Source organism: Pseudomonas frederiksbergensis, assembly GCF_003732665.1.
GTDB classification, from domain to species: domain Bacteria; phylum Pseudomonadota; class Gammaproteobacteria; order Pseudomonadales; family Pseudomonadaceae; genus Aquipseudomonas; species Aquipseudomonas frederiksbergensis_G.
Genome location: NZ_MOBP01000001.1, coordinates 411852 through 438734 on the forward strand (window position 1 = coordinate 411852; position 26883 = coordinate 438734).

The window sequence follows — 26883 nt, forward strand, 5'->3', positions numbered from 1 at the left end:
TAATTCGTCGGTTTTCGCTGAATAACGCCTAATCTTTGGCGCTGGTCAGTCGAAATAGAGGCAGCGCAAAGCCCGCTACTGTGGCAAATTGCCGCTCCCTCGTTGACCAGCCCTTTTGCGGTAGTTCACCTAATGACCAGAAACATGAAGTTCAGCCACAAGATCTTGCTGGCTGCCGCCCTCGTGGTGGCCGTTGCATTCGCTTGTTTCATCCTCTTCAACGACTACCGCCAGCGCCAGACCCTGCGCAGCAGTACCGAGTCCTCGATGCAGGAGCTCGGCAGCCTGACCACCAGCAACATCCAGACCTGGCTGGAAGCCCGCATCCAGTTGCTGCAATCGCTGTCGCAGCAGATTGCCGTGGATGGCAGCGCTCCCGCCAGCCTGAAACGCGCCATTGACCTGCCGGCCTACACCGGCAATTTCCAGTTGAGCTACTTCGGCAGCACCGAAGGCGTGATGACCTCGATCCCGGCAGGCAACCGTGCCGCCGACTACGACCCCCGTGCCCGTGGCTGGTACAAGGCCGCCGACAGCGCCCGGCAGACCATCGTCACCGAACCGTACATCGCCGCGTCCTCCGGCAAATTGGTGATTACCGTCGCCACGCCGGTGCAGCATGAGAACAAGATGATCGGCGTCGCCGGCGCGGACATCGACTTGTCCAGCGTCAGCGCGATCATCAACTCGCTGAACTTCGGCGGTCACGGCCATGCGTTTATCGTCAGCGCCGATGGCAAGATCCTGATCCACCCGGACAGCAAACTGGTGCTCAAGACCCTGGCCGAGGCCTACCCGAACGGCGCGCCACGGGTCAGCCCGGGCATGAAGGAAGTCGAAGTCGACGGCAAGTCGCAGTTCATCTCCTTCACCCACGTCAACGGCGTGCCGTCGGCTGACTGGTACGTGGCGCTGGTGCTGGATCAGGACACGGCGTTCGCGATGCTCAGTGAATTCCGCACCTCGGCCATCATTGCCATGGTCATCGCCGTGGTGATCATCATCGCGCTGCTGGGCATGCTGATCAGCTTCCTGATGCAACCGCTGCTGACCATGGGCCGCGCCATGCATGACATCGCCGAAGGTGAAGGCGATTTGACCAAGCGCCTGACCATCCACGGCCACGATGAATTCGGTGCCTTGGGTACGTCGTTCAACCGTTTCGTGGAGCGGATCCACACCTCGATCCGCGAAGTGGCCTCGGCCACCGGCCAGGTCAACGAAGTTGCCCTGCGTGTGGTGGCGGCATCGAACTCGTCGATGTTCAACTCCGACCAGCAAGCCTCGCGCACCAGCAGCGTGGCCGCCGCGATCAACGAACTGGGGGCCGCCGCCCAGGAAATCGCCCAGAACGCCGCCCTCGCCTCCCAGCATTCGAGCGACGCCCGTGCCCTGGCTGAAGACGGTCAACAGGTGGTGGATAAAACCATCGCGGCGATGCAGCAGTTGTCGGCAAAGATCAGCGACTCCTGCGGCAACATTGAGACGCTCAACAGCAACACGGTGAACATCGGGCAGATTCTGGAAGTGATCACCAGCATCTCCCAGCAAACCAATCTGCTGGCACTCAACGCCGCCATCGAAGCCGCCCGTGCCGGTGAAGCCGGACGCGGTTTCGCGGTCGTGGCCGACGAAGTACGCAACCTCGCCCATCGCACCCAGGATTCGGCGCAGCAAGTGCAGAAGATGATCGAAGAACTGCAAGTCGGCGCCCGGGAAGCGGTCAGCACCATGACCGACAGCCAGCGCCAGAGCGAAAGCAGCGTCGGCATCGCCAACCAGGCCGGCGAACGCCTGGGCAGCGTGACTCAGCGTATCGGTGAGATCGACGGCATGAACCAATCCGTGGCCACCGCCACCGAAGAACAGACCGCTGTGGTGGAATCGATCAACGTCGACATCACCGAAATCAACACGCTGAACCAGGAAGGCGTGGAGAACTTGCAGGCGACCTTGCGCGCTTGCTCCGACCTTGAGCAGCAGGCGGCGCGGTTGAAGCAATTGGTGGGTAGTTTCCGTATCTAGGGTGTATTTGAAGGCCCCTTCGCGGGCAAGCCTCGCTCCTACAGGCACTGATCGTTCCCACGCTCTGCGTGGGAATGCCTCTTCGGACGCTCCGCGTTCGGCTCTGGATGGGACGCGGAGCGTCCCGGGCTGCATTCCCACGCAGAGCGTGGGAACGATCGGTTAGAACCGGGAACCCGGCCTTGAAAGAAACTCAATCTCCTCAACCGTAGACTCGCGCCCCAACACCGCATTGCGATGGGGAAACCGTCCAAACCGCGCAATCACTTTCCGATGCCGCTCGGCATAATCCAGATTATCGGCGAACACCGCCCGTTCAGCCTCAGGCTGCTGCGCGACCAAATCGATAAACCGCGAAACCGCTTCGTTCTGCACCGCCAGATTCTCGCAATGTTCAAACACGAGATAGATGAACACCCGCTGAATCGGTCGCAACTGCCGATCAAAATCCGCGGCGATGCCTTGTGCCACCAGAGCTTGAGCCCGGAGGTCACCGGAGAAAGATTTGGGAGTGTCGCGAAAGATCATTCGCGGGAGTTGATCGAGTAGCAGCACCAGTGCCAGCCAACCTTCGGGGCGTTGCGCCCAGTCGGTCAAACCGCCGGCCAGTGCCTGCTCGACCCAGTCCCCGAAACGCGTCTGCGCTTCGAGGTCCTGGCTGTCGCGCTTGCCGAACCATAACTTGCCCTTGTCAGCCTTAATGTCGTCAGGGGTTTCGGCTGATCCGAACCACCATTCGAGCAACGGCTGCCAGGGCGCGGTCATGGGTTTATTCCTTGTGGTAAGCCGTGACGCGTGCGACTTCTTCTTTCGAGCCGAGGAACACCGCTACGCGCTGGTGCAGGCCATCGGGCTTGATGTCGAGGATGCGCTGGTGACCATCGGTGGATGCGCCGCCAGCCTGTTCGACCAGGAACGACATCGGGTTGGCTTCGTACATCAAACGCAGTTTGCCCGGCTTCGATGGCTCGCGGCTGTCGCGTGGGTACATGAACAAGCCACCACGGGTCAGGATGCGGTGCACATCGGCGACCATCGCGGCCACCCAACGCATGTTGTAGTTCTTTTTCAGCGGGCCTTCATCGCCAGCCAGCAATTCGCTGACGTAGCGTTGTACCGGGGCTTCCCAGTGACGCTGGTTGGACGAGTTGATCGCGAATTCCTGAGTGGATTCCGGGATCGTGATGTCTTCGTGGGTCAGCACGAAGCTGCCCATTTCGCGGTCCAGGGTGAAGCCTTTCACGCCGTCGCCCAGGGTCAGCACCAGCATGGTCTGCGGGCCGTAGATGGCATAACCGGCGGCGACCTGTTCGGTGCCTGGTTGCAGGAAGGCTTTTTCGTTCAGCGCTTCGTTCTGGCTCAGGTATTCGCTCGGGCAACGCAGTACCGAGAAAATGGTGCCGACCGGGGCGTTGATGTCGATGTTCGACGAACCGTCCAGTGGGTCGAATACCAGCAGGTACGCGCCTTTCGGGTATTTGCCCGGGATCTGGTAGGCATTGTCCATTTCTTCGGACGCCATGCCGGCCAGGTGACCGCCCCATTCGTTGGCTTCGAGCAGGATCTCGTTGGAGATCACGTCGAGCTTCTTCTGCACTTCGCCTTGGACGTTTTCAGTGCCCATGCTGCCCAGAACACCACCGAGGGCGCCCTTGGAGACGGCGTGGCTGATTTCCTTGCAGGCGCGCGCCACCACTTCGATCAGGAAACGCAGATCGGCAGGGGTATTGTTGCTACGGGTCTGCTCAATCAAATAGCGACTCAGGGTAACGCGGGACATGGAAGGCTCCGGTGGAATGGGGGGGCTAAAAACCCGCGCAGTTTAACGCGAGTCGAGGCGCATTTCCTCCTATCAGACGTGATACGCCCAATAGAGTTCATGTGCGGGGTTGAGCGTAGTTCGAAACGGGACGGATGGGGTTTGAGGATCGAGGGCAAATTGAACATTTTTGCCGGCAGATAAACCGCTTTCGCGAGCAAGCCCGCTCCCACAGTGGATCTGCGTTGAACACAGCTCAAATGTGGGAGCGGGCTTGCCCGCGAACGGCGCGCAGCGCCGAACAATCTCAAGGTTTGACGGGCGGCTTGCGCAGCAGGCTGACCGCCATCACCGCCAAAAACAGCACGCTGAGCAACAACACCGCCCACAAGCCGAATTTCTTCCAGTGGGTGTCCGCCGTCGCCGCCGCCACCGCTGTCGGCGCGACCGTCACCACCGCCGCGCCATCGACCGTGGCCTTGCCCAGCGTCGCAAACTTCGCCGGGCTGTAATCCGGGATCAATGTCGACAACGGCAGGTTTGCCGTCTTCACCGTCGCACTGCCCAGCGCCAACGTATAAGGCCCGGCACCCCGCGCCAGGAACACCACTTGCGTCGAGCGCACAGCAAATTTCACCGTCGGCGCTTCTGCACCCAGACCACCACCGCGCTCATCCACGGTCAGTTTCAACTGCTGCACGGTTTGCCCCGACAACTGCAATTCGTTCTGCACCACGTCCTGGCCATTCTGGGTCAGGCGATAGAGCAAACCGCCGCTCAGCGGCTGCCACGGCAAGCTGCTCTCACGGCGACCCGACAAGGTCACCGGCGCCAGGCTATTGGGCTGATTCAGCTCGACCTGCAGGCGCTCGACATTCAGCCCCATCGGCAATTGCCAGGTGTATTCGCCAGCCTTCACGCTGGTGCCGGCCAAGGGTGGCGACCAGACCAACGGCAGCGGCAGGCTGCGGGTGCTGGCGCTTTCCAGTTGTGCGGAGGTCAGGGTCGGCGCCGATTGCGGCGTAGTCCACAGCAGTCGCAGATAGCGCGCCGACTGCCCCGGCAGGCCGACTTCATGTTGCTCGACCCGCTCGTCGGCAAACGACAAGCGTGCCACCTGCCCTTCGCCCCACGACTGCCAGTGCTGCAAGTCGTCGCTGGCCTCGATGCTGAAACGCTGGAAGCCGTCGCGCTCGCTGGTCCAGTCGAGGATCAACTGCTGAAGCGGCGCCTTGATCGCGCTGGCGTCGAGCAACCAGCCGCGCAGCACTTCTTCCCCTGCTTCCAACTGAGTGGATGGCTGCACTTCCACCAGCGTGCCGTTGGCGCTTGATTGCACCCGCACACTCGGCGCGCGCTCGGTGGCGTCCGCCGAGTTGTACAGCGGGAACCACTTCACGTCGGTGGTGGTGCGATTCTCGGCGGATTGCGCGGTTTCCCGGGCCAGGGCGTAGGCCTGGGGTTCGCCAGCCGCGTTGAACACGCGCACATCGCTGAGATCGGTCTGCCGCGCGTTCAATTGCACGCTCAGCGGCAGTTCCAGGCGATACCACGGCCCCTCGCCGCTCACGGACAACGGCACCTGAGTGCTGAAGTCCGACGGTTTTTCCTGGGCCGCCGCCGACATCGCCATGCCCAGCGCAACAGCGCCCAACCAACCCAGGTTCAGCTTCTGACTCAAGACGACACTCCTTCGGTTTCAGGGGCCGGGTTTTCAGCCTCCGGTTCAGCTTCAACGCGTTTAGGCGGCAGCGGGGCGAAATAGCCCACCACCAGCAGCAACACGCCCACGCCGATAAACGAGACGATCCGGGCGAGTCCGCCACGGTTGCTCAACTCGACAAAGAACAGCTTGGCCACCACCACACCAATCAGCGCGGCGCCGATCAGCCACACTTCGCGGCGATGGCGCAAATGGCCGCCGATCATCAGCCCCAGCGCCATCAAGGTCCAGACGATCGACAGACCGGCCTGCACCTGCATCGACACCAGCAGTTGATCCAACTCGAACGGCACGCCGCCCCAATGGTGAGCCGTGCGGTTCACCAGCGCGGTGAAGAAGGCAAACAGCGAGACCCCGGCGATCAGTTGCGCGGCGTTGTCGGCAGTGTCCTGGCGGATCGCCAACTGCTTCACCGCACTGCGCGACCACACATAAACACCGAACAGCGCAAACAGCAGGCCCAACTCCAACGGGTTGATCAGCGGCACGTACGGCAGCGGCTCGGCGGCGCCGTCGCTGACACCGTTCGCCAGCCAGAACCAGCCGAGCATCAGCAATGCCAGCGGTGCGGCGGCATACACACGATACTCGCGGGAATACGCCGAGACCGGCCACGGCCAGGCACGCGGCGCAGCGGCCAGCACCAGATACAGGCTCGGCAGAATCGCCCAGCCCAACCAGCGCCAGGCGTTGTACTGCTCGGACAACAGCAGCAAGCCATAACGCAGCTCCAGGGCCAGCACGCCGAGCAATAGCCAGCAGCCGAGCACATGGGCGGTACTGAGGGCGCGTGCCGGCAGCCTCGGCGCCAGGCGTCGCAGGGAGATGAAGTGCACGACAAACACCGCCGCCCACACCAGCCAGCCAAAGTTGGCCGCCGGGTGATAACGCGAATGCCACGCGGCAGCCAACACCAGGCCCGCCGCCGGAATCAACAAGGTGCAGAGCAAGCCCAGCGCCGACCATTTCAGCCGCAGCGCCAACACTGCCCACAACGCCACACTCAGCGCCGCGACCGCCAGCAGCAGCGTCGCTTGCAGATCCTGGGGCGCAAAGCGCAGCACCTCGCTGATCCACGCCAGCGCCCACCAACCCGCGCCCCACACCAGCAGCAATTCGGACAAGCGATTCAAGCTCAACGCATCGAATGCCGAAGCGTGATTGCCCAACTGCAAGCGCCACGCACCAACCAGTGCGGCCAACCCAAGCACCAGCGGCGTCCAGAAACCGCTGTGGGCCAGAGGCTTCAATCCTTCACTCGCCAACGGCCCCAGCAGATCCGGCCCGGCAAACAGGAACGCCGCGCCACCGATCACCTGCAACAGCAGGCCGAAAACAAAACTCATGCGCTGCTTGAGGTACAAGCTCAGCCAGATGATGAACAACCCGCTGGCGGCCCACACCGCGCTCGCGGTTTGCCACGGCAGCACGAACAACACCGCGAGGTTGATCAGCACCAGACCCGCCAGCAGGATCACCGACAAGCCGCGCAGCAACCGTGCATCGTTGCGCACCATCTCGTCCCGGGCCGCGATCAGCATGCCGGCGATCAACGCCAGGCCAATCAGCGAGGCACTGAGCAAACCGCTCCAACCAGCACTGAACACCGTCGCCGAATCGCTCGCCCCTTTCAGCCGCAGCAGGAACAACGCGCCACCGAGCAACTGCACAGCAAACGCGGTGAACAGGAACGTACGCGATTGCAGGCGCAGGCCGACGAACAGCGTCGCGAGCCCGGCCAGCGCCCAACTGATCGCCGTACCGTGAGTCAGGAAAAACAGTGGCGCCAGCAGATACAGGAAGGTCAAACCGAGGCACGCCAACACCGGCAGGCCCTGGCGTTCCCACGGTGAAGTCTGTTCAGGCAAGGCCTTGCGCAATTGGTAGAAACTGAACAACAGCGCGACGCCGAGCATCAACGCGCCCAGCCAGGAACCGTCGAGCAGACTGCCTTCGCCGGGCTGCAATTTGCTGAGAAACGCCAGCGCCGAGCCCAATTGCAGTAACAAGGCAAAGGCCCGGGCGAACGGTCGTTGCTGACGCAGGCCGAGCCAGAAGATCCCGGCGCCTTCCACCGCCCAAGCCGCAGCGGTCCAGCGCGCATCGAGGCCCAACGGGATTGCCAGGCTGGCGAAGATCACGCCCAACGCGAGGCAGGTTTCCGCCAGCAGCAACGCGCGACCGCCCATCAACACGCGGGCCAGGCCCATGTAAATCATGCCCAACGCCAACGCGCTGAACGCGGCGGCGAATTCCAGATGCTGGACCAATGCGAACTGCAAACCAAAGCCCACCAGCGGCGGCCCGAACAGCATCGTGCCGTCGACGTAATCGCCCTTGCGCGCCGACCAGTGCAGTAGCGCCTGGCGACTGTCGTCTGCCGGCGCATCGGTCATCTCCAGCAACTTGCGTCGGGTAAACAACAGGCCAATGCCCAGGTACATCAGGAAGAACAGAATCAGGAACGGCTCGGTGCTCCACAGCAACTCCGGCGTATAGGAGCGCGCGCCCCAGGCGAAACCGATGCCGAAGGTGCCGACAAAACCGATCAGGTTGAGCGGGCGCCAGGCCTTGAACCAGGCGATGGCGAGGATGCCGGTGTTGAGCAAAGCGAAGTAACTGAACAGCGCGACATGGTTGCCGGAGCCGGTCGAGGTCAGAATCGGCGCGGCGAAACCGCCCAATGCAGCGGCGCAGGCCAGGGCCAGGGAATCCTGGGTAATCGCCAGAATCGCCGAGAACACCGTCACCGCCACCAGCAGGCCGAGGGCGGCTGTCGGGTCGAGCAACGGGTGCAAGCGCATCGCCGCAAACACCGTGAGGTACAACACGGCGATCCCGGTGCCTTGCAACATCAATGCGTAATGGTTGTTGCGATGGCGCAGCCACCAGCCCAGGCCGAGCAGGCCCAAGGCACTGGCGGCAACACCGGCGTAACGCATCTCGATCGGCACTACCATGCCTTCCGTGGCGTAGCGCAGCAGGAACGCCAGGCCGAGGAACAACAGCACCACGCCAACCCGCAGCACGGTATTGCCGCCAAACAGCCAATTGCGGGCGCTGTTGATCCCACGGTCGAACACGTTGGGTTCGCGGGGCGCTGCTGGTTTGCGTGGTTCGCGGGCGACCGGTTCCGGGGTCCAGACATCGGCCGGCAGCGGACGGCTGGCTTCGCTGGCGGTTGCGGTGATCGGTTGCAGTTCGGGCGGGAGTTCCCAGACCAGGTCCGGAGACTCGGCGGGGGCTTTGATGGGGATGTCGACGTGGACTTCGTCGAGGATGAATTCAGGGGTGGCGACGGGTTCGCTGATGGGCGGCTGGCTGGTTTCAGCGGCTTTGACGCCGGAACCCTCCAGCGAGATCAGGCGTTGCAGCAACGTATTCAGCGCCACCTGCGTCTGTTCAAGCAATTGGTGCTGCTCGGCGGCTTGCTTGTCCAGACGGACAATGCGAATGGTCTGGCCGATGCCCAACCCGAGCAGCGCGCCCAACAGCGCATCGCTGAACGACTCATCGAGTATCCAGCCCAGCACCAAGCCAATCAGCATGAAAATCCATTGCATGGTCGATATCCCTAAGCGGCCCATTGGCGGGCAAGTCCAGAAGCCTGGCGTCGTCTGCGCTGACGTCTTCGCGGGCAAGCCTCGCTCCTACAGGTTATGTGTCGTGGCCCAATCCATGGCACACGCAAAACCTGTAGGAGCGAGGCTTGCCCGCGAAAGCATTCGCGCAGTCGCCACTGAAACATCCGGCAAAACTGGCGCTTAGTATATCGATCCGGCCCAACGTCCGTTGGGCCTTGCTCGCAATTATTGCTAAAAGTTACTCCAAAGCCTTCCAGATTTCCGTGGCGTACTCACGAATCGTCCGATCCGACGAGAACCAGCCCATCCGCGAGGTGTTCAGCACCGCCGAACGCCACCATGCCTGGGAGTCGTGCCAGTGCGCTTCGACGCGCATCTGCGCGTCCCAGTAGGAGTCGAAATCGGCGCAGACCAGGAAGCGGTCGTAGTCGATCAGCGAGTCGATCAGCCCGGAGTAGCGGGACGGATCGTCCGGCGAGAACACCCCACCGCGAATCGCTTGCAGCACATCGCCGAGGCGATGGGACGCGGCGATGTCCGGCGTCGCGTTGAACTCCTGGTTCTGCTTGCGCGCTTCCACCTGTTGCGCGCTCAGGCCGAAGATAAACATGTGCTCCACGCCGATGCGCTCGCTCATCTCCACGTTGGCGCCATCGAGGGTGCCGATGGTCAGCGCGCCGTTGAGGCCGAACTTCATGTTGCTGGTGCCCGAGGCCTCGAAGCCTGCGGTGGAAATCTGCTCCGACAAATCCGCCGCCGGAATGATGCTTTCCGCCAGGCTGACGTTGTAGTTGGGCAGGAACACCACTTTGAGCAAGCCGCGCACCGTCGGGTCGTTGTTGACCACCCGGGCGATGTCGTTGGTCAGCTTGATGATCAGCTTGGCCTGGTGATAACTCGCCGCAGCCTTGCCGGCGAAGATTTTCACCCGTGGCACCCAGTCGATTTCCGGCTCGGCACGAATCGCCTGGTACAGCGCGACGGTGTGCAGCAGGTTGAGCAACTGGCGTTTGTATTCGTGGATCCGTTTGACCTGCACGTCGAACATCGCCGCCGGATTGACCGCGATCCCCAGTCGTTCATGAATCAGGTACGCCAGGGCTTTTTTGCTGTGCAAGCGCTGATCGGCGAAGGCCTTGCGGAACGCGGCTTTCTCGGCGAAGGGCTGCAGATCGAGCAGCCGCTCTTCCGGGTTATCCAGCAAGTCCGGGCCGAGCGCATCGACCAGCATCGAGGTCAGTTCGGAGTTGGCCTGGTAGAGCCAGCGGCGGAAGGTGATGCCGTTGGTTTTGTTGTTGATCCGCTCCGGGTAGAGCTTGTGCAGTTCGGAGAACACGGTTTTGCGCATCAGTTGCGTGTGCAGCGCCGACACGCCGTTGACGCTGTGGGAGCCGAGAAACGCCAGGTTGCCCATGCGCACGCGGCGGCCGTTGTCTTCCTCGATCAGCGACACTGCGCGCAGCACGTCGAAGTCGTGGATGCCTTTGGCCCGCAGCGAATCGATGTGCTGGGCGTTGATCTGGTAAATGATCTGCATGTGCCGTGGCAGCATGCGTTCCATCAAACCGACCGGCCAGGTTTCCAGGGCTTCCGGCAACAGGGTGTGGTTGGTGTACGACAGCGTATCGACCGTCACCTGCCACGCAGCGTCCCACGCCACGTCGTAGACGTCGACCAGTTGACGCATCAGCTCGGCCACGGCAATCGAGGGGTGGGTGTCGTTGAGCTGGATCGCCGCGTGATCACCCAGGGTCAATACCGAGGTGTGCATGTTGCGATGGCGGCGCAACAAATCCTGCAAGGACGCGGCAACAAAGAAGTATTCCTGACGCAGGCGCAATTCCTGGCCGGCTTCGGTGCTGTCCGCCGGGTAGAGCACCCGGGAAATACTTTCGGCCCGGGCGACCTCGGCCACGGCGCCCAAGTGGTCGCCGGCGTTGAAGCGCTCCAGGTGCAGATCTTCCACGGCGCGAGCACGCCACAGGCGCAGGGTGTTGACGCTGGCGCCGCGCCAGCCGACCACCGGAGTGTCGTAGGCAATCGCCCGCACGGTTTCCGCCGGGGTCCAGACCTGTTTGGTCTTGCCGGTGTCGTCGGTCACGGTTTCGACGCCGCCACCGAAGCCGATCGGGTACACCACTTCTGGCCGTTCGAACTCCCACGGGTTTCCGAAATCCAGCCAGTGTTCGGTCTGTTCCTGCTGCCAGCCATCGACGATGGCCTGACGGAACAAGCCGTGCTCGTACCGAATGCCGTAGCCATGGCCGGCGATGCCGAGGGTCGACATGCTTTCCATGAAGCACGCCGCCAGGCGACCGAGGCCGCCGTTGCCCAGGGCCGCATCGGGCTCCAGCAGGCGGATGCGTTCCAGGTCGACGCCGAGTTCGGTCAGCGCTTCACGGGCAACGTCGAGCAGGCCAAGGTTGCTCAGGCTGTCGTAGAGCAAACGGCCGATGAGGAATTCCAGGGACAGGTAGTAAACCCGTTTCTGTCCCTTGCGATAAATTTGCCGGGTGTGGTCCATCCAGTGCTCGACCATGTGGTCGCGCGCCGCCAGGGCAATGGCTTCGAACCAGTCGTGGTCGAAGGCGTGATCCGGGTCTTTGCCCACCGCGTAGGTGAGTTTGGTCAAGACGGCATCGCGAAATGCGGCCACCTCTGCTTCGCGAACAAGTGGTTCTTGAGTCATCGATAGGACCTCGAGCGAGCGTGGAGTTGTTGAGCCTAGACGGTCTGACAGACGGAGGGGGCTCTGGTTCGGCAGTTTTCCCTGATAGTGCGAGATAGGTCGGCATTACATTGTCATGTACCTGAATGAATGCAGGGGCCGTGCCGGATTAACGGTGATTTTTCGGCTTGCTCGAAAAAATCTGGCGAAAGGTTGTTCAAAAATCCACCAGTCCCGGTATGATCGCGCGCCCTGATGCACACGCTGGTAACAACCGATGATGAAGTCCAACCTGATCGCCGCCGCGGAGATCGACCGCCTCGATACCTGGGCCAAATATTCTGCCCCGATGTGCGGCTCCTGTGTGTCGAGCTGCTGCACCTTGCCGGTCGAGGTCAAGATCAAGGATCTGATCCGCATCGGCATCGTCGACGAGTTCGAGCGCGGCGAACCGGCGAAGAACATCGCCAAGCGTTTGCAGAAGGAAGGGATCGTCGAGCGCTACAGCCAGAAGACCGAGATCTTCACCCTCCAGCGCATGAGCAACAACGATTGCCTGTACCTGGATCGTAAGAGCCGTCTGTGCACTATTTATGAAAAGCGCCCGGATACTTGCCGCAACCACCCGAAAATCGGCCCACGGCCGGGGTATTGCGCTTACAAGCCCAAAGAAGTGGTGCGTGAGACCAGCGCCAGCCGCCGCACCCTCGAGAAGTTTTAACACCTGCGGCGACTGACAGGCCGCCTTCGCGAGCAAGCCCGCTCCCACATTTGATCGGTGCCGTACACAAATTATGTGTCGCCATCCATCCCCTGTGGGAGCGGGCTTGCTCGCGAAGGGGCCAGCACAAACACCGCACAACCCCCAGACAAACAAAAACGCCCCCGACCTTGCGGTCGGGGGCGTTTTTTTAGCTGCTAACTAAGTCGAGACTCAGTTACCGGCTTTCTTGGCAGCGCGGGTACGCTCGCTTTCGCCCAGGATCTTCTTACGAAGACGGATGGACTTAGGAGTGACTTCGCACAATTCGTCTTCTTGAACGAATTCCAGAGCTTGTTCCAGGGTGAAACGGATAGGCGGAACCAGAGCGATGGTTTCGTCTTTACCCGAGGCACGCATGTTGTCGAGCTTCTTGCCTTTGGTTGGGTTGACGCCCAGGTCGTTGTCGCGGCTGTTGATGCCGACGATTTGACCTTCGTACACGTCTTCGCCGTGACCCAGGAACAGTTTGCCGCGAGCTTGCAGGGTTTCCAGCGAGTAAGTCAGAGCCTTACCGGTAGCAACCGAAACCAGCACGCCGTTCTGACGGCCGGACATGTCGCCGGACTTCATCACGTCGTAACGGTCGAAGATCGAGGTCAGGATGCCTGCACCGGAGGTCAGGGTCAGGAACTCGTTACGGAAACCGATCAAGCCACGAGCCGGGATGTTGTACTCAAGGCGCACACGGCCCTTGCCATCCGGAACCATGTTGGTCAGGTCGCCTTTACGGATACCGATCTGTTCCATGATCGAACCTTGGGATTCTTCCGGCAGGTCGATGGTCACGTTTTCGTACGGTTCGTGCTTAACGCCGTCAACCATACGGATGATCACTTCCGGACGACCAACACCCATTTCGAAGCCTTCGCGACGCATGGTTTCGATCAGTACCGAAAGGTGCAGCTCACCACGGCCGGAGACTTTGAACTTGTCGGCGGTGTCGCCTTCTTCAACGCGCAGGGCAACGTTGTAGAGCAGTTCTTTGTCCAGACGTTCCTTGATGTTACGGGACGTCACGAACTTGCCTTCTTTACCGCAGAAAGGCGAGTCGTTTACCTGGAAGGTCATGGAAACGGTTGGTTCGTCAACGGTCAGCGGCTTCATCGCTTCGACGTTCAGTGGGTCGCACAGAGTGTCGGAGATGAACAGCTGGTCGAAGCCGCTGATGCAGACGATGTCGCCGGCAGCTGCTTCTTCAACGTCGATACGGTGCAGACCGTGGTGACCCATCAGCTTCAGGATACGACCGGTACGCTTCTTGCCGTCGGCGTCGATAGCGACAACCGGAGTGTTCGGCTTGATGCGGCCACGAGCGATACGGCCAACGCCGATAACACCCAGGAAGCTGTTGTAGTCCAGTGCCGAGATTTGCATCTGGAACGGACCTTCACGGTCGACTTTCGGCGCAGGTACGTTGTCGACGATCGACTGGTACAGCGGGGTCATGTCTTCAGCCATGTCGGTGTGTTCCAGACCGGCAATGCCGTTCAGGGCCGAGGCGTAGACGACTTTGAAGTCCAGCTGTTCTTCGGTAGCACCGAGGTTGTCGAACAGGTCGAAGATCTGGTCCAGAACCCAGTCCGGACGCGCGCCTGGACGGTCAACCTTGTTGATCACCACGATTGGACGCAGGCCGGCTTCGAAAGCCTTCTTGGTCACGAAACGGGTTTGCGGCATAGGGCCGTCTTGAGCGTCAACCAGCAGCAGAACGGAGTCAACCATCGACATTACGCGTTCAACTTCGCCGCCGAAGTCGGCGTGGCCCGGGGTGTCCACGATGTTGATGTGGAAGCCGTTCCAGTTGATGGCGGTGTTTTTCGCCAGAATGGTAATACCGCGCTCTTTCTCCTGGTCGTTGGAGTCCATCACGCGCTCGTCGTTGAGCTCGTTGCGCTCCAGGGTGCCGGATTGACGCAAGAGTTTGTCTACCAGGGTGGTTTTACCATGGTCAACGTGAGCAATGATGGCGATGTTGCGTAGATTTTCGATCACTTGTGTATCTCGATCAGAGGATTCGGTGTGCTGACAAGTCTTGGCAGCGATTAACAGTAGAGTCCGGCAAAGCCGTTACAGCTTGACGGCGGCGTCGGGGGGCCGGTGACGCAGGCCACAGGCAAACAGCCCCGGGCACTTAGCTCGGTCGATAAACGCGCACATTGGCATGCCCCTCACTGAGCAAATGGTGGGCATGCAGGCGACTCATCACGCCTTTGTCGCAATACAGCAGGTACTGGCGAGTAGGGTCCAGTTCCTTGAAACGAGCGTTCAATGCATAAAACGGCATCGTCTGTACCTCAATGCCAGCCAGTTCCAGCGGCTCGTCTTCAGCGGCATCCGGGTGACGGATGTCGATGATGATCTGGCCCGCCAGAGCGTCGCTGACTTCTTCGATCTGCAAGTCCTGGCCCAATTCGTCGATCACGCGATCGATCGGCACCAGTTTGGCGTTTTCGAGCGCACGCTCGAGGACCGCCATGTCGAACTGTTGTTCTTCGTACTCCACGCGGTTGCGCTTGGCGTGGGTCTTGGGGTTCACCGAGATGACCCCGCAATATTCCGGCATGTGCTTGGCGAAGTCGGCAGTGCCGATTTCGTTGGCCAGGTCGATGATGTCCTGCTTGTGGCTGGCGATCAGCGGGCGCAAGACCAGCTTCTCGGTCACACAGTCGATCAACGACAGGTTCGGCAACGTCTGGCTCGAAACCTGGGAGATCGCCTCACCGGTGACCAGCGCATCGATATCGAGCCGATCGGCAATCTTCGACGCAGCGCGCAACATCATACGCTTCAAAACTACGCCCATATGACTGTTATCGACTTTCCCGAGAATTTCTCCCAGTACTTCTTCGAAAGGCACACTGACAAATAACACGCGTTGGGAGCTGCCGTACTTCTTCCAGATGAAGTGCGCGACTTCCATGACGCCCAGTTCATGGGCCCTGCCGCCCAGGTTAAAGAAGCAGAAATGGCTCATCAGGCCACGGCGCATGATCTGGTAGGCGGCGACTGTCGAGTCAAAGCCGCCGGACATCAGTACAAGCGTCTGTTCCAGCGCTCCCAGCGGATAACCGCCGATGCTGTTGTGCTGGCTGTGGATCACATACAACCGTTGGTCGCGAATTTCGATGCGAACTTCGATTTCCGGCTCTTTCAGGGAAATCCCGGCGGCGCCGCACTGACGACGCAGCTGGCTGCCGACGTATTTCTCCACATCCATAGATGTGAAGGTGTGGTGCCCGCCGCGCTTGCAGCGCACCGAAAAGATCTTCCCGGCCAGTGCATCACCGTAGTGCTGCTTGCACTTGGCCACGATGTCGTCGAAATCACCCAACGGGTATTCATCGACCTGCAGGAAATGCGCGATGCCCGGCATGCAGCTCAGGCGCTCGGTCATCTCCTTCAGGGCCCGGGGCTCAGTGACGCGGGTTTCCAGCTCGAGGTTGTCCCACACACCGTTCACCACCACAGCCGGGTCCAGATCGCGGAGCACGGCACGGATGTTCTTGGCCAACTGGCGGATGAAACGCATCCGTACCGGGCGGCTCTTGATGGTGATCTCGGGGAAGACTTTTACGATTAGTTTCATGAAAACAGCGCGCGCTGGGCCAGCCGAAAAAGGGGGGCGCGGATTATAGCGGAAATTGCTCAAGGTTTAACCAGTTAATATGCAGAAGGTTTTCCGCGCACCAAAACAGGTCATTTGTGGAAATAGACGCTACATTACAGGGCGCTTATTTCAGCTTTGCGACGCTTTGCACGTCTATAAGCGTGATATTGGGGCAAAAAACCCATGGTGGGGCACTGGCATGCAATTTGCTCCCTTGTGAGGCAGGTTGCCTTGGCAGAGTATTCGCGCCGGCATCACCCACATTCTAAGGGCATCCACTACTAAGCCCGAAGCCACCCGGAGGACACTATGTCGAAGTCGGTTCAACTCATCAAAGATCATGACGTCAAGTGGATTGATCTGCGCTTCACGGACACCAAAGGCACTCAGCACCACGTGACCATGCCGGCTCGCGACGCGCTGGATGACGCTTTCTTCGAAGAAGGCAAAATGTTCGACGGTTCCTCCATTGCTGGCTGGAAAGGCATCGAAGCCTCCGACATGATCCTGATGCCGGACGACAGCACCGCTGTCCTCGACCCATTCACCGAAGAGCCGACCCTGATCCTGGTCTGCGACGTGATCGAGCCTTCGACCATGCAAGGCTACGACCGTGACCCACGTGCGATCGCCAAGCGTGCCGAGGAATACCTGAAGTCGACCGGTATCGGCGACACCGTATTTGTTGGTCCGGAGCCAGAGTTCTTCATCTTCGACCAGGTTAAGTTCAAGTCCGACATCTCCGGTTCGATGTTCAAAATCTACTCCGAACAAGGTTCGTGGATGTCCGACCAGGACGTGGAAGGCGGCAACCGCGGCCACCGTCCAGGCGTCAAAGGTGGCTACTTCCCGGTTCCGCCGTTCGACCATGACCACGAAATCCGTACCTCCATGTGCAACGCCATGGAAGAAATGGGCCTGACCATCGAAGTTCACCACCACGAAGTGGCAACTGCTGGCCAGAACGAAATCGGTGTGAAGTTCAACACCCTGGTCGCCAAGGCTGACGAAGTTCAGACCCTGAAGTACTGCGTACACAACGTGGCTGATGCCTACGGCCGTACCGCGACCTTCATGCCTAAGCCTCTGTATGGCGATAACGGTTCGGGTATGCACGTTCACTTGTCCATCGCCAAAGATGGCAAGAACACCTTCGCTGGCGAAGGCTATGCCGGCCTGTCCGACACCGCCCTGTACTTCATCGGCGGCATCATCAAGCACGGTAAAGCACTGAACGGCTTCACCAACCCGTCGACCAACTCCTACAAGCGTCTGGTCCCAGGTTTCGAAGCACCGGTAATGCTGGCCTACTCGGCGCGTAACCGCTCCGCTTCGATCCGTATTCCTTACGTGTCCAGCCCTCGCGCTCGCCGTATCGAAGCTCGCTTCCCGGATCCGGCAGCCAACCCGTACCTGGGCTTCGCTGCACTGTTGATGGCTGGCCTGGACGGCATCCAGAACAAGATCCACCCTGGCGACGCAGCTGACAAAAACCTGTACGACCTGCCGCCTGAAGAGGCGAAAGAGATCCCACAAGTTTGCGGCAGCCTGAAAGAAGCCCTGGAAGAGCTGGACAAGGGCCGTGCGTTCCTGACCAAGGGCGGCGTGTTCTCCGACGATTTCATCGACGCTTACATCGCTCTGAAAAGCGAAGAAGAAATCAAGGTCCGCACCTTCGTACACCCACTGGAATATGAGCTGTACTACAGCTGCTGATCCGGTAGCGCCTGCGAAAGCGGCGTGACAAAAAGAGGCCTCCTTCGGGAGGCCTTTTTTGTGGGCAAGCACAAAAGATCGCAGCCTTCGGCAGCTCCTACGTTTGAACGCGTACACCCTGTAGGAGCTGCCGAAGGCTGCGATCTTTTGATCCTGCTTTTCCATTCCAAAATGTTTACAACTTGGGCCAACCGCCGCCACTGACCTATGCTGCAACCCAACGCCTTCGCTTGCGGTCAATTTTATGGGTCGTGGTTTTCTCCTGATGTTGCTGTTGATCGCCCTGCCCGCCGCAGCGCAGATCTATAAGTACACCGACGCCAATGGCAACACCGCCTACAGCAATCAACCGCCCGATGGCGTCAAGGCGCAGCCGGTGGAGTTGCCGCCGCTCAACAGTGTCGCGCCCTCGACGCCGCCCGCCCCTCCTGCCGAAGCCAACAGCCGCGAACAATCGCGCAACGCCTACGAGGTGCTGGAACTGACCGGCCTGCCCACCACCGAAGCCCTGCGCGCCAACAACGGCACCTTCACGGTGAACGTGCTGATCAAACCGCGCCTGCAAGGGCCGCATCTGTTCCGGCTGTTGCTGGACGAGCAACCTTACGGCCAGCCGAGCAATGTGCCCATTCTGCAACTGGTGAACATTGATCGCGGCGAACACAGCCTCGCGGTTCAGGTGATCAACGGGGAAAGTGTCGTCCAGCAAAGCCCCAGCGTGACCTTCAACGTGCAACGGGTGCATACGCCTTGAGCCGCTGGCTGATCGGCGCAGTGCTGTTGCTCGGCAGCCTGACGGCGTTGGCTGACGTCTATACCTACGTCGATGCCCAGGGCAATCGGGTCTTCACCGATCAACCGCGCCCAGGCAATGCCAAGCGCGTACCGCTGGCCACCAGCAATCGCATGTCGGCCAACCCGACCAAAGCCGCGCCGGTGATCGCCGCGCAAAAAGCCGAAGAAAAGCCGTTGTTCCACTACGACATGCTGCGGGTGCTGGTGCCGGAACCGGACGCGACAATCCGCAGCAGCGCCGGCGAGGTGATCGTCAGCGTTACCAGCGAACCCGGCCTGCAACCGGGGCATCGCTACCGTTTGTTACTCGACGGCCAGCCCACCGCCGAGCCGGGCCTCAGTCCGGTGTTCGCCTTGAGCAATCTCGACCGTGGCAGCCATAACCTGTCGGTGGAAATCCTCGATGAGCAGGGTCGCACCGTCGAACGCACGGCCAATCAGCCGTTCCACATGCTGCGCATCTCGTTGGCGCAGAAGCGCCAGGTCAAGCCCTGCACCCTCACCGACTACGGCCAACGGCCGGAATGTCCGCTCAAAGACAAACCTCCCGAAGAAAAAAACCCCTTCTTCAAGTTCTTCTGACGCCGTTCAGGTTTGCGCACTATATTGGTGCAAACGCTTGCACCGTACCCACATCGAAACCCATTTTGGTTCGAAAGTACCCGCGAAAGCTGGCAGAACGCCACGCGATCGAGCGCTAAACGCCCGTTTCAGGCCTTAAACGCTTCTTTTCGGAGCTTTGGTTTGGTTTTTGCATTTTCCCCGCATCAGCGCTCAGTTCGTGGGCGCGCCCCTGCTCCAAAAGAGGTCCGGATGACCATTAGCGACGCACTGCATCGACTATTACTCGACAACCTGACCACAGCCACCATCCTGCTCGATGCCGAATTGCGCCTCGAGTACATGAACCCGGCGGCGGAGATGCTGCTGGCCATCAGCGGCCAGCGCAGCCATGGGCAATTCATCAGTGAGTTGTTCACCGAATCCACCGAAGCGCTGAATTCCCTGCGCCAAGCGGTTGAACAGGCGCACCCGTTCACCAAGCGCGAAGCGATGCTCACCGCCCTCACCGGCCAGACCCTGACTGTTGATTACGCGGTCACGCCGATCCTGAGCAATGGCGACACCCTGCTGCTGCTGGAAGTCCATCCCCGTGATCGCTTGCTGCGGATCACCAAGGAAGAGGCGCAGTTGTCGAAGCAGGAAACCAGCAAGATGCTGGTGCGCGGCCTCGCTCACGAAATCAAGAACCCACTGGGCGGGATTCGCGGCGCCGCACAATTGCTCGCCCGGGAGCTGCCGGAAGAAAGCCTGCGCGACTACACCAACGTGATCATCGAAGAAGCCGACCGCCTGCGAAACCTCGTGGACCGCATGCTCGGCTCGAACAAGCTGCCGTCCCTGGCCATGTGCAACATCCACGAAGTGCTGGAGCGGGTCAGTCAGTTGGTCGAGGCCGAAAGCCAGGGTTGCATCACCTTGGTGCGCGACTACGACCCAAGCATTCCTGACGTCCTGATCGATCGCGAACAGATGATCCAGGCCGTGCTCAATATCGTGCGCAACGCGATGCAAGCCATCAGCAGCCAGAACGAGCTGCGCCTGGGCCGCATCAGCCTGCGCACCCGCGCCATGCGCCAGTTCACCATCGGCCACGTGCGCCATCGCCTGGTAACCAAGATCGAGATCATCGACAACGGCCCGGGCATCCCTGCGGATTTGCAGGAAACCATTTTCTTTCCCATGGTCAGCGGCCGCCCGGACGGTACAGGGCTGGGCCTGGCCATTACCCAGAACATCATCAGCCAGCACCAGGGCCTGATCGAGTGTGACAGCCACCCAGGCCACACCACGTTCTCGATCTTTCTGCCACTGGAACAAGGAGCCACATCGACATGAGCCGTAGTGAAACCGTGTGGATCGTCGATGACGACCGTTCTATCCGTTGGGTCCTGGAAAAGGCCCTGCAGCAAGAAGGCATGACCACGCAAAGCTTCGACAGCGCCGATGGCGTGATGAGCCGCCTGGCGCGCCAGCAGCCGGACGTGATCATCTCCGACATCCGCATGCCGGGGGCCAGTGGCCTGGACCTCTTGGCGCGGATTCGCGAACAACACCCACGGCTGCCGGTCATCATCATGACCGCCCACTCCGACCTCGACAGCGCGGTCGCCTCGTATCAGGGCGGCGCGTTCGAATACCTGCCAAAACCCTTTGATGTCGACGAAGCAGTGTCCCTGGTCAAACGCGCCAATCAGCACGCCCAGGAACAACAAGGCCTGGAAGTCCCGGTCGCGCTGACCCGCACCCCGGAAATCATCGGTGAAGCGCCGGCGATGCAGGAAGTGTTTCGCGCCATCGGGCGCTTGAGCCACTCCAACATCACCGTGCTGATCAACGGCGAATCCGGCACCGGTAAAGAATTGGTGGCCCACGCCCTGCACCGCCACAGCCCACGGGCGGCGTCGCCGTTCATTGCGCTGAACATGGCGGCAATCCCCAAAGACCTGATGGAATCCGAGCTGTTCGGCCATGAGAAAGGCGCGTTCACTGGCGCGGCCAATTTGCGTCGCGGGCGTTTCGAGCAGGCGGACGGCGGCACGTTGTTCCTCGATGAAATCGGCGACATGCCGGCGGACACCCAGACCCGTTTGCTGCGGGTGCTGGCGGACGGCGAGTTTTACCGCGTCGGCGGTCATACGCCGGTTAAGGTCGATGTGCGCATCATCGCCGCGACCCACCAGAACCTGGAAACCCTGGTCCACGCCGGGAAATTCCGTGAAGACTTGTTCCACCGCCTCAATGTGATCCGCATTCACATCCCACGCCTGTCGGACCGTCGCGAAGACATCCCGACCCTGGCCAAGCACTTCCTCAGCCGCGCCGCGCAAGAACTGGCGGTGGAGCCGAAGCTGCTGAAAAGCGAAACCGAGGAATACCTGAAGAACCTGCCGTGGGGCGGCAACGTTCGTCAGTTGGAAAACACCTGCCGCTGGATCACGGTGATGGCTTCGGGTCGCGAAGTGCACATCAGCGACCTGCCGCCGGAACTGCTGAACCTGCCGCAGGATTCGGCGCCGGTGACCAATTGGGAGCAAGCGCTGCGCCAGTGGGCTGATCAGGCGCTGGCTCGCGGCCAGTCGAGCCTGCTCGACAGCGCCGTACCGGCGTTCGAGCGAATCATGATCGAAACCGCCCTCAAACACACCGCCGGCCGCCGCCGCGATGCCGCAGTTTTGCTGGGATGGGGGCGTAATACCCTGACGCGCAAGATCAAGGAACTGGGGATGAAGGTCGATGGTGGGGATGATGATGAGGTGGAAGAGGGTTAAACAGCCTTCAAATCTTCGCCATTAGATAGATCCATTCGCGGGCAAGCCTCGCTCCTACAGGGTTTGCGCCATTTCAAAATCGGCGCATCACCTGTAGGAGCGAGGCTTGCCCGCGAAGGGGCCGGCACATCCAACATCATTTCTGCCTGACCCACCGCATTCGCGAGCAGGCTCGCTCCCACCTTTCCAGAGCTTCGTGCACCGCCGCAATGCACCGTGAACCGCAATCGCGCACAGCAACTGATCGCAAATCCCGCTTTCCTTCGCAATAAAACCTACTCTACAAAAACGGCAAAGCCCCGAATAACGGGGCTTTCAGCGCATCCACACGCCTTTTTGTTTCAACTTATTAAAACCTGGCACGCCCCCTGCAATAGTCCATTCAGTGATTCAGTTCACTACCCGGTTTCGGGGACCTTGGTACAGGCAGGCCGGGGATTCCCCTCTTTACATCGGGCTCACACCGCACTGGCGACGAGCCCACCCCGTTTTGGGGCCCTTGATACAGGCAGGTCAGGGGTTCCTTCTTTACACCGGGACTTGCACGCAATGCGCGAGTCCTTGCCGTTTTGGGAACCTTGGTACAGGCAGGCCGGGGATTCCCTCTTTTATTGCTCCCGGAGATGGATCTCCAGCCGCCAGCGGTCGTCGACCTCGCTACCGGCCCACTCGCCTTGCAGAGGCCGGGCCGCCACCACCGTCAGCAACAATCCCCCATCACTCAAACGCACACGCCAGTTCACGTCTTTGCCGTTGAGCTTGAGCTGGCCCTTCTGCGCCTTGCCTTCGGCGCCGAACAGCAACGCAACGCTGCCGTCCACCACCTCGCCGTGGGTCTTGGGTTCGTTGTTGAACCACACCACCAACCCATCGCCGGTCACCTCGACCTGCTGCAATTCGCTGGGGTCCGGGGTGGTCAGGCGACCGATCATCAACCCGACCATCACCCCGACAATCGCCAAAGAGCCGATCACCCGCGGGAATAGTTTCGAACGGTTGTCCACGGGCGGCGTAGAATGCCGCTCATCTTTACCTTCGGAGCCGTGCATGTTTCACGTCATCCTTTTCCAACCAGAAATTCCGCCGAATACCGGCAACGTTATCAGGCTGTGCGCCAACAGTGGCTGCCACCTGCATTTGATCGAACCGCTGGGCTTCGAGATGGACGACAAGCGCCTGCGCCGGGCCGGCCTCGATTACCACGAGTACGCCACCCTGCAACGCCACGCCGACCTCGCCAGTTGCCTGGAAAGCCTGGGCCATCCACGGCTGTTCGCGTTTACCACCAAGGGCTCGCGGCCCTTCCACGATGCCAGCTTCGCCGAGGGCGACGCCTTCCTGTTCGGCCCGGAAAGCCGAGGCCTGCCCGCCGAAGTGCTCGACGCCCTGCCCGGCGAACAACGCCTGCGTCTGCCGATGCGCGAAGGCTGCCGCAGCCTGAACCTGTCGAACACCGTAGCCGTGGCCGTTTACGAAGGCTGGCGCCAACTCGGCTTCAAATAACACACATAACAAATGTGGGAGCGGGCTTGCTCGCGAAGGGGCCATAACATTCAACATCATCGTTGACTGTTACAGCGCTTTCGCGAGCAAGCCCGCTCCCACATTGGACTTGCTTTGACTCAGGACCGTTACTGAACGGTTGGAGTCTCGCCAGCCGCCTGCATGCGTTGCAGTTCTTGTGCGTACAGCGCGTCGAAGTTCACCGGGGCCAGCATCAGGGCCGGGAACGAACCACGGGTGACCAGGCTGTCCAGGGTTTCGCGAGCGTACGGGAACAGGATGTTCGGGCAGAACGCGCCGAGAGTGTGGCTCATCGAAGCGTCGTCCAGGTTCTTGATCAGGAAGATCCCGGCCTGTTGCACTTCAGCGATGAACGCCACTTCGCCGTTTTCACCGTTTTTCACGGTCACGGACAAGGTCAGCACGACTTCGTGGAAGTCGCCTTCCAAAGCCTTTTGACGGGTGTTCAGATCCAGACCGACGCTCGGTTCCCACTGCTGGCGGAAGATCGCCGGGCTTTTCGGGGCTTCGAAGGACAAGTCGCGTACGTAGATGCGCTGCAAGGAGAATTGCGGTGCGGTTTCTTCTTCGCTAGCTGCAGTGTTCTGTTGGTCAGTCATCTCAGATCCTTTCTGATCTTGGGGTCTTATAAGGGAGGCGTTCAGGCCTTGAGCATCGCGTCGAGCTTACCGGCCCGCTCAAGGGCAAACAAATCATCACAACCGCCGATATGGCGCTCGCCGATCCAGATCTGCGGCACAGACGTGCGCCCGGCCTTCTGGGCCATTGCGGCGCGCACCTGCGGCTTGCCATCGACCTTGATCTCTTCGAAGACCACGCCTTTGTTCTCGAGCAGGTACTTGGCTCGCGAGCAGTAAGGGCAGTAATCGCTGGAATAGACGACGACGTTACTCATATCACTTCACCAACGGCAGGTTGTCGCCTTTCCAGCTGGAAATCCCGCCGGACAGCTTGGCGGCGGTGAAGCCGGATTTCATCAGCTCGCGGGCGTGGGTGCCAGCGGTCTGGCCCATGGCGTCGACGAGGATGATGGTCTTGGCCTTGTGCTTTTCCAGTTCGCCGACCCGAGCGGTCAGTTTGTCGTGGGGGATGTTCAGCGCGCCAACGATGTGGCCGGCGGCGAAATCCTTGTTCGAGCGAATGTCGACCACCACGCCCGCATCCTTGTTGACCAGCCCGGTCAGTTCGCCGGTGCTCAGGCTGCGACCGCCACCTTTCATCTCATGGGCGATCAGCAGGGCCAGCAGAACAACAAAGATACCGGCCAGCAAATAGTGGGTGGTGGCAAATGCAATCAGGTGATCAAGCATTTAAGGTGGTTCCAGGGCGTGAAAAGTGGGCCAGTATACACAGCCCATATGGTGGGCCAAACCCCGTCCGGCGGTGACGCGGTCGGAACTTCGCTGTAGGACGTGTTGACCCTCAATTGCGAGTCGCGCCGCGCCCCGTAAATCGCAAGACTAGGCATGAGGAGTGAGGTTTGGCGTTTCAAATGAGCGACGAATAACGACGGATTGCGCTTTACGGGGCGTGGCCCTCCGGGTTTGCCCTGTGAGCGCGCCATGCTGCGTTGCGGGACTCGGCAAGGAAACGACCCTTACCCACGTCCCGCGCCTTGCCTGGCACGCTCACAGGGCAAACGCGACTCGCAATTGAGGGTCAACACGTCCTAAACTTGCCACTCCCTTTTCCATCGCCCTCTTTTTAACTCAGCCACGAGTGGAATCCATGACTACCACGCCTAAACCTTTGGTCCTGATTATTCTCGATGGCTTCGGTCACAGTGAGAGCCACGAAGCCAACGCCGTGTACTCGGCCAAGAAGCCCGTACTGGACCGTCTGTCGGCCACCGTGCCGAACGGTCTGATCTCGGGCAGCGGCATGGATGTCGGCCTGCCAGACGGCCAGATGGGCAACTCCGAAGTCGGCCACATGAACCTCGGCGCCGGCCGCGTGGTGTATCAGGACTTCACCCGGGTGACCAAATCGATCCGCGACGGCGAGTTCTTCGAGAACCCGACCATCTGCGCTGCCGTGGATAAAGCGGTCGCTGCCGGCAAAGCCGTGCATTTCATGGGCCTGCTGTCCGACGGCGGCGTGCACAGCCACCAGGATCACCTGGTCGCCATGGCCGAATTGGCCTTCAAGCGCGGCGCCGAGAAAATCTACCTGCACGCCTTCCTCGACGGTCGCGACACGCCGCCGAAAAGCGCCCAGTCGTCCATTGAACTGCTCGATGCGACCTTCCAGGCCTTGGGCAAAGGCCGGATCGCCAGCATTGTCGGCCGCTACTTCGCCATGGACCGCGACAATCGTTGGGACCGCGTGGCCCAGGCTTACAACCTGATTGTCGACGGCAAGGGCGAATTCAACGCCGCCACCGCCCAGGAAGGTCTGCAAGCCGCTTACGAGCGTGGCGAGAGCGACGAATTCGTCAAAGCCACTTCCATCGGCGAGCCAGTGAAAGTCGAAGACGGCGACGCCGTGGTGTTCATGAACTTCCGCGCCGACCGCGCCCGCGAACTGACCCGCGTGTTCGTCGAAGACGGTTTCAAGGAATTCGAACGCGCACGCCAGCCGAAACTGGCCGGTTTCGTGATGTTGACCCAATACGCCGCCAGCATTCCCGCGCCGTCGGCCTTCGCCGCTGGCAGCCTGGAAAACGTGCTGGGCGATTACCTGGCGAAGAACGGCAAAACCCAACTGCGCATCGCCGAAACCGAGAAATATGCCCACGTGACCTTCTTCTTCTCCGGCGGGCGCGAAGAACCGTTCCCGGGCGAAGAGCGCATCCTGATCCCGTCGCCAAAAGTCGCCACCTACGACTTGCAGCCGGAGATGAGTGCGCCGGAAGTCACCGACCGCATCGTCGACGCCATCGACAACCAGCGTTATGACGTGATCGTCGTCAACTACGCCAACGGCGACATGGTTGGCCACAGCGGCAACCTTGAAGCGGCGGTGAAAGCCGTGGAATGCCTGGACCTGTGCGTCGGCCGCATCGTCGATGCCCTGGAAAAAGTCGGCGGCGAAGCGCTGATTACCGCCGACCACGGCAACTGCGAGAAAATGTCCGACGAAGAAACCCACCAGGCCCACACCGCCCACACCACCGAGCCGGTGCCGTTCATTTACGTCGGCAAGCGTGACTTCAAGGTCCGCCATGGCGGCGTCCTGGCGGACGTGGCACCGACCATGCTGATGTTGATGGGCCTGGAAATACCGAAAGAAATGACCGGGACTTCGATTCTGGTCTGATCGGCTCTTTCAAACACCGCTAAACCCTGTGGGAGCGGGCTTGCTCGCGAAGGCGATAGGTCAATCGACATCAATGTTGAATGACCCACCGCTTTCGCGAGCAAGCCCGCTCCCACATTGGTTTTGCGG

General features: G+C 60.7%; 20 protein-coding genes and 1 pseudogene. 10 read left to right on the top strand and 11 right to left on the bottom strand.

Features of this window, described 5'->3' with window-relative positions:
* Positions 1–144: 144 nt before the first annotated feature.
* Positions 145–1167: pseudogene (locus tag BK665_RS35300) on the top strand (HAMP domain-containing protein); the annotation flags it as partial.
* Between the two features lie 93 nt (positions 1168–1260).
* The gene (locus BK665_RS35305; protein WP_371927683.1) at positions 1261–2025 is read left to right on the top strand and encodes a methyl-accepting chemotaxis protein; all 765 of its coding nucleotides are present in this window, start codon (positions 1261–1263) and stop codon (positions 2023–2025) included.
* Positions 2026–2187: 162 nt separating this feature from the next.
* On the opposite strand, the gene BK665_RS01870 is transcribed toward BK665_RS35305, so the two are convergent.
* The 5 genes from BK665_RS01870 to BK665_RS01895 all read right to left on the bottom strand — a co-directional run bounded on the left by BK665_RS01870 (position 2188) and on the right by BK665_RS01895 (position 11780).
* Positions 2188–2790, bottom strand: coding sequence for a DUF924 family protein (locus BK665_RS01870; RefSeq protein WP_123402588.1), 603 nt, complete (start codon positions 2788–2790; stop codon positions 2188–2190).
* 4 nt (positions 2791–2794) lie between these two features.
* Positions 2795–3805, bottom strand: a complete 1011-nt coding sequence (locus BK665_RS01875) for a class 1 fructose-bisphosphatase (protein WP_123402589.1) — start codon at positions 3803–3805, stop codon at positions 2795–2797.
* 286 nt (positions 3806–4091) lie between these two features.
* Entirely contained in the window at positions 4092–5465 is a 1374-nt protein-coding gene (locus BK665_RS01880) for a DUF3999 domain-containing protein (RefSeq protein WP_123402590.1), read from the bottom strand.
* Complete coding sequence (locus BK665_RS01885; protein WP_123402591.1) at positions 5462–9070, bottom strand: DUF2339 domain-containing protein; 3609 nt, start codon at positions 9068–9070, stop codon at positions 5462–5464. Before BK665_RS01885 ends, BK665_RS01880 begins: the two co-directional genes overlap by 4 nt.
* A 259-nt stretch (positions 9071–9329) precedes the next feature.
* Positions 9330–11780 (bottom strand): glycogen/starch/alpha-glucan phosphorylase, encoded by a 2451-nt coding sequence (locus tag BK665_RS01895; protein WP_123402593.1) that lies wholly within the window; start codon positions 11778–11780, stop codon positions 9330–9332.
* 259 nt (positions 11781–12039) lie between these two features.
* On the opposite strand from BK665_RS01895, the gene BK665_RS01900 reads away from it, so the two are divergent.
* A complete protein-coding gene (locus tag BK665_RS01900; protein WP_123402764.1) occupies positions 12040–12480 on the top strand; it encodes a YkgJ family cysteine cluster protein in 441 nt (146 codons plus the stop codon).
* Positions 12481–12693: 213 nt separating this feature from the next.
* On the opposite strand, the gene typA is transcribed toward BK665_RS01900, so the two are convergent.
* Both typA and thiI read right to left on the bottom strand, forming a co-directional pair.
* Positions 12694–14514 carry a translational GTPase TypA gene (gene typA, locus BK665_RS01905; RefSeq protein WP_123402594.1) on the bottom strand — a complete coding sequence of 607 codons (1821 nt, stop codon included), beginning with the start codon at positions 14512–14514 and terminating at the stop codon, positions 12694–12696.
* 139 nt (positions 14515–14653) lie between these two features.
* On the bottom strand, positions 14654–16108 hold the full coding sequence (gene thiI / locus BK665_RS01910; RefSeq protein WP_123402595.1) for a tRNA uracil 4-sulfurtransferase ThiI: 1455 nt from the start codon (positions 16106–16108) through the stop codon (positions 14654–14656).
* A gap of 330 nt (positions 16109–16438) precedes the next feature.
* On the opposite strand from thiI, the gene glnA reads away from it, so the two are divergent.
* From glnA to ntrC, 5 genes are all read left to right on the top strand, one after another.
* Entirely contained in the window at positions 16439–17845 is a 1407-nt protein-coding gene (gene glnA / locus BK665_RS01920) for a glutamate--ammonia ligase (protein ID WP_123402596.1), read from the top strand.
* A gap of 244 nt (positions 17846–18089) precedes the next feature.
* Positions 18090–18599, top strand: a complete 510-nt coding sequence (locus tag BK665_RS01925) for a DUF4124 domain-containing protein (RefSeq protein ID WP_123402597.1) — start codon at positions 18090–18092, stop codon at positions 18597–18599.
* Positions 18596–19222, top strand: coding sequence for a DUF4124 domain-containing protein (locus BK665_RS01930; protein WP_123402598.1), 627 nt, complete (start codon positions 18596–18598; stop codon positions 19220–19222). Before BK665_RS01925 ends, BK665_RS01930 begins: the two co-directional genes overlap by 4 nt.
* Positions 19223–19453: 231 nt before the next feature.
* A complete protein-coding gene (gene glnL, locus BK665_RS01935; protein ID WP_123402599.1) occupies positions 19454–20539 on the top strand; it encodes a nitrogen regulation protein NR(II) in 1086 nt (361 codons plus the stop codon).
* Positions 20536–21972 carry a nitrogen regulation protein NR(I) gene (ntrC, locus tag BK665_RS01940; protein WP_123402600.1) on the top strand — a complete coding sequence of 479 codons (1437 nt, stop codon included), beginning with the start codon at positions 20536–20538 and terminating at the stop codon, positions 21970–21972. The genes glnL and ntrC overlap by 4 nt, the downstream gene beginning before the upstream one ends.
* Positions 21973–22580: 608 nt before the next feature.
* Here ntrC and BK665_RS01945 read toward each other — a convergent pair.
* Positions 22581–23021: a hypothetical protein gene (locus BK665_RS01945; protein ID WP_123402601.1), complete on the bottom strand. Its 441-nt coding sequence runs from the start codon at positions 23019–23021 to the stop codon at positions 22581–22583.
* Here BK665_RS01945 and BK665_RS01950 point away from each other — a divergent pair.
* Positions 23020–23475, top strand: a complete 456-nt coding sequence (locus tag BK665_RS01950) for a tRNA (cytidine(34)-2'-O)-methyltransferase (RefSeq protein WP_007949025.1) — start codon at positions 23020–23022, stop codon at positions 23473–23475. The two genes, BK665_RS01945 and BK665_RS01950, sit on opposite strands and share 2 nt — an antisense overlap.
* Positions 23476–23603: 128 nt before the next feature.
* Here BK665_RS01950 and secB read toward each other — a convergent pair whose 3' ends face one another.
* From secB to BK665_RS01965, 3 genes are read right to left on the bottom strand one after another with little or no spacing between them, the layout of a single operon-like run.
* Complete coding sequence (secB, locus tag BK665_RS01955; protein WP_027922165.1) at positions 23604–24095, bottom strand: protein-export chaperone SecB; 492 nt, start codon at positions 24093–24095, stop codon at positions 23604–23606.
* Between the two features lie 41 nt (positions 24096–24136).
* A complete protein-coding gene (grxC, locus tag BK665_RS01960; RefSeq protein WP_123402602.1) occupies positions 24137–24391 on the bottom strand; it encodes a glutaredoxin 3 in 255 nt (84 codons plus the stop codon).
* Position 24392: 1 nt separating this feature from the next.
* The gene (locus BK665_RS01965) at positions 24393–24806 is read right to left on the bottom strand and encodes a rhodanese-like domain-containing protein (RefSeq protein ID WP_123402603.1); all 414 of its coding nucleotides are present in this window, start codon (positions 24804–24806) and stop codon (positions 24393–24395) included.
* Positions 24807–25224: 418 nt separating this feature from the next.
* Here BK665_RS01965 and gpmI point away from each other — a divergent pair, with 418 nt between their 5' ends.
* Positions 25225–26754 (top strand): 2,3-bisphosphoglycerate-independent phosphoglycerate mutase, encoded by a 1530-nt coding sequence (gene gpmI, locus BK665_RS01970; RefSeq protein ID WP_123402604.1) that lies wholly within the window; start codon positions 25225–25227, stop codon positions 26752–26754.
* Positions 26755–26883 lie beyond the last annotated feature (129 nt).